This is a genomic window from uncultured Ruminococcus sp., assembly GCF_946415235.1.
Lineage (GTDB): Bacteria > Bacillota > Clostridia > Oscillospirales > Ruminococcaceae > Ruminococcus.
This window is the reverse complement of record NZ_CAMKRR010000158.1, coordinates 1-4,304: the sequence shown is the minus strand read 5'-3', so window position 1 is coordinate 4,304 and position 4,304 is coordinate 1. Positions and strand designations below refer to the sequence as shown.

The window sequence follows — 4,304 nt, the reverse complement described above, 5'->3', positions numbered from 1 at the left end:
TACCCGTATGACTACTCAGGGCAACGAGAAATTCAACTACAACAATCATCCGTTCTCTGGTTTTGCCGGCGATACTTCTTTCGCTTTTGCCCATAACGGCGTTCTTTGGAATGATAAGGAACTCCGCAAGGAAAAGCTTATACCTGATACACACATAGAGACTGACAGCTACGCTGCTTGTCAGCTTATAGAGTCGCAGCAGAAGCTTGATTTTGATTCGCTCCGATACATGGCTGAAACAGTAGAAGGCAACTTCACTTTCAGCCTGCTTGATGATAACAATAGCCTGTATATCGTCAAGGGCAGCAATCCCATGTGCCTACTCCACTTCAAAGATATAGGTCTTTATGTGTATGCGAGTACCGAGAGCATTATGAAGGCTGCTCTGCGAAAGATAGGTCTGCACAAGTTCGCACATGAACGTGTAGAAACTGATGAGGGGGATATAATTCGTATTGACAGGACCGGAGATATCACACGCTCGGAATTTGAACCGAAGCTTTACCGCTCCAAGTACATGAGCTGGTACGATGACTCTTCCTATTATAACATACACGAAGAGATGCTTCTCGCCTACTGTGGCTGCTATGGCGTTGACAGTGAGGACGTTGAGCTTTTGCTGGAGTATGGTTATACCTGCGATGAGATAGAAGAAATGCTCATGGATACAAACCTGCTCCATGAAGCTCTCAGAGATGTGAAGTATATGTGCGGTGAGGATATATATGAAAGCTGCTACGGAGGAGCATTTTGAAGTCTCAAAAAGTTTACTTTATGGGACACCCGAAAAACGACTGAAAAAGCGTTCTAAAAAGTGGTGTTTTGACTTTTGAGACGTTCCGAAAGTCACCACCACTTTTGGGGACAGTTAGGAGGTAAAATGGATAACCGTGTATATGGATATGCTCGCGTTTCTACGCGGGAACAAAACGAGGACAGGCAGATCGAAGCTCTGACTAAGTTCGGAGTGCCTGTACAGAACATCATCATCGACAAGGCTTCCGGTAAGGACACAGAGCGAGAAGGATACCAGTATCTCAAACGTCAGATACTCCGTAAAGGGGATACACTCGTTATCAAGGAACTGGACAGGCTCAGCCGTAACAAGGCCGACATTAAGCGGGAGCTTGAACAATTCAAGTATATGGGTATCCGTGTAAAGATACTTGATATTCCTACCACGCTCACAGACTTTCCGCCGGAGCAGGCTTGGGTACTTGAAATGATAAATGCTATCCTTATCGAGGTTCTTGGTGCTATAGCCGAGAACGAGCGTAACAAGATACGAGCTCGCCAACGTGAGGGCATAGAAGCTGCCAAACGAAAGAATATCAAGTTCGGACGACCGTCAAAGCCTCTTCCTGATAACTGGCGTGAGGTGCTGACAGAAGTCCGATGCGGGAATAAAAAGCCTGTTGAGGCTATGCGAGAGCTTGGTATCTCCAAGTCATGCTACTACAGGCTGTATAACAAGACATAATCTTCATGGGAGTCTTGCGCGTGTAAGGCTCCCATTCATTATAAATAAAAAACAAAAAATAATTCTCCAATTTAGATTTTGAGAATAACGCCCTGCCAAACAACTTGAAATCGGGCTTGCTTTTTACGATTTTTTCAGCAGTGTTGTTTTCAAAATCGTAATTAGGATTCTTTATGCACTTTTTTAAGTGCTTCATAATATGACTGCAAAGAAGAGATAAGTTGTGGCAATTCATTACCAGATGTATAGTAGTATTCGTCAAAGAGGCTTTGTGGTTCTGAGCTATCTTCACTATTCATGCCTTCTGAAAACGTTTTCAGTTTTTTGAACTTGTTACCGTTCACAATACCCTTTACATATTGCTTATGATCAGAAAACTCCTGGCTTATGACATATTCTGAAATGAATCTACATCTATTATTGATAAATGCAGTTATCTCCTTCACGGCATGATGAAGTATTATCGTCAATTGCTTACTTTGAGTCTCATCTGAACAACTATCAAGATATGAATATATCTCAGGATAGCCGACAATGATTTTTTCAACTTCTTCTCTGCATTTACCTGATTCCTTATTAGCATCATTATATAGCCAGAGCAAATCCAAGCTCATAACACGCTTTATTATATCGCCAGTATAGTTTAAAATGTCAATATCCCATTCAGGCTTTAGGATATCAATATATTCTGCGTACTGTTTCTTAGCTTTAGCAATTATCCTTTTCTTTAAAGAGTCTTTATCGTTGCACTTATACTCGGTAAGGACGATTTTCTCGTCTAAATACGTTTTATATGTCCATAAATCAGGAACAGAAATACTGACTGCTCTCAAAGACAATGGCTTCACTATAAAAAATTCATCTTGTGGTTTTGTATGTCGGATATTATCCAAGTACAGAGTCGAGATTAATTCATTATAAAAGAAAGAGCTTTGGTTATTATATTTCCTGCTTTTGTCTATATATATTCTTAAAAGTATAGCATGATACCTATCACGTAATTTGCTAACTATATTTCCTGTTTCAACTAATACACTATAACTGCACTTGCTTTTATCTGTGGAATAATCATTATCGTAAAAAGTCGTTCTTTCATTGTTAAATGAGTTGGCATCATCTTCAAGATCAACATTATACTCTATCTTCTCTATTCTATCCAACGCTTTACGGAACGCTATACTTATATCTTCATCTTCAATCTTGAACTTATCCGATTCAGAGGGTGGTGAAAATATAGCAGTTATAATCGTTACAGCTGCTTCGAAAGCAAATATTGAAGACGATGGTGCGTCAACGTCGGGAAGAAATAAAGCTTCTCTATACGAACGCAAATAATTAAAAAAGCGTGAGATGCTTTCCTTTTTGTTAAAAATATCAGGATCAAAACTTGGACTTTGTTGTTTAGGGGCATCGTCAAGATATGTTATTTGTAATAAATCTATGTAAGTGTCTCTGTCTGTGTCATTGTATTTACATGAACTGAATAAATTACCGGATTTATAAATTTTACCACCTGCTGGCTTAACAGTAGTACCACCAAAAATCACCTCAAGTAATTCTTTTAACGTATCCTTGCGTTTCGTAGTTAATCACTCCTTACCCTAAAATGGGTAGCATTATTTATCAACTAAATCTCTTTATAGCATTTTTACATTTAAAACAATACTTATTTACCTGATTTATCATTTTGAAATATCGTTATGAATTTGATATCATTATAGTATAAACGACAGCGATGCCGTTTTGAAAAAACAACTTCAAAATCTCAAAAACTCAGGTCAAAATTACGAGGAGGGTGAAAAAAATACTGAAACGCCCGGGATTTTCAGAAAAATTTTCTCTCTCTTGGAGTTTTTACCCGAGATTTTGGAAAAGCGAAGTCTTTATTAATTATATTTCAGGAGGTAATGTTAAATGTGTAATGCTATTAAGAACAATAATATTGGTTTCGGTCAGCCAGGGGACAGCTTCAGTTCTTCATCGAATTGTCCGAATCCCTACAACGTCGTTGATCCCACCAGCCGCCGCTACGACTGCGGAGATGTTAACCGCCGCCTTTCACAGTCAGAAGCAAACTGCGTTTCTGCACCAGCACCGACTTATCCACTTGAGCACCCTGATAGCCGCCGCCATGACAAGGGAAACGGCAAGTGCGACGAGATAATCCACAAGCGTTCACATTACAGCAATGACGGTATATATTTTAACTTGATTGAGGAATCAAGCAACGGAAAAGCTAAGATTACTCCCCTCACCCTTGCATTCAGTATCGGAAATGTCACCTATATAAGAGAATATGGTGATACCATAATCAAGTATGTTCATATTGCAGGCGGAACTGAAAATCCGTGCTCCACTATCATGCCCTACGATGACTATATGAACGAGCGCTTCTATCAACATATGAAGTGGGTGAAAAGATGCCCTGGCTGTACAAAGAAGCAGGTTAATGATCTTATATACAATGAGATACAAAAGGCACCTAAGTCTACAGCACAAATATTTTCACGTCAGGGCTTCGTTAAAATTGGTGACAATGAATATGCTTTCGGTTCATATCCGGAAAACATGGAAGCCTACGCAGATATTATGTCTGACAGCGTTAAAATGAAGAAGCTGGTGCCGCTTTATAGAGAGACACAGGAGATAATAGATAGATGGCTCAGCATATACGCTTCACATCCTACCTTAAAATTTATAGGTCTTGCCTCAATAGTAGCAAAGCTGAAGTTTATCCTTGAAGAAAATGGCGTAACTTTTAAGCCGATTATAGCGGTTTCACCATCGCATGACGTAAATGAAGAGAAGCTGAAAGCGATGCTTT

4 protein-coding genes are annotated in these 4,304 nt (G+C 39.5%); 3 read left to right on the top strand and 1 reads right to left on the bottom strand.

The annotated features are described in order from the left end of the window. On the top strand, positions 1–754 hold a 754-nt coding region (locus Q0R37_RS15265; protein WP_294755452.1), incomplete at its 5' end, for a glucosamine 6-phosphate synthetase. A gap of 126 nt (positions 755–880) precedes the next feature. Then, a complete protein-coding gene (locus tag Q0R37_RS15260) occupies positions 881–1,480 on the top strand; it encodes a recombinase family protein (protein ID WP_294755450.1) in 600 nt (199 codons plus the stop codon). A gap of 161 nt (positions 1,481–1,641) precedes the next feature. Here the strand turns inward: Q0R37_RS15260 and Q0R37_RS15255 are convergent, their stop codons facing one another. Continuing rightward, complete coding sequence (locus tag Q0R37_RS15255) at positions 1,642–3,027, bottom strand: hypothetical protein (protein WP_294755448.1); 1,386 nt, start codon at positions 3,025–3,027, stop codon at positions 1,642–1,644. A 367-nt stretch (positions 3,028–3,394) separates the two neighbouring features. Here Q0R37_RS15255 and Q0R37_RS15250 point away from each other — a divergent pair. After that, on the top strand, positions 3,395–4,304 hold a 910-nt coding region (locus Q0R37_RS15250; RefSeq protein ID WP_294755446.1), incomplete at its 3' end, for a hypothetical protein.

Coding starts and splice junctions, on each gene's coding strand:
- Q0R37_RS15260 (WP_294755450.1), top strand. CDS start 881: ATGGATAACCGTGTATATGGATATGCTCGCGTTTCTACGCGGGAACAA.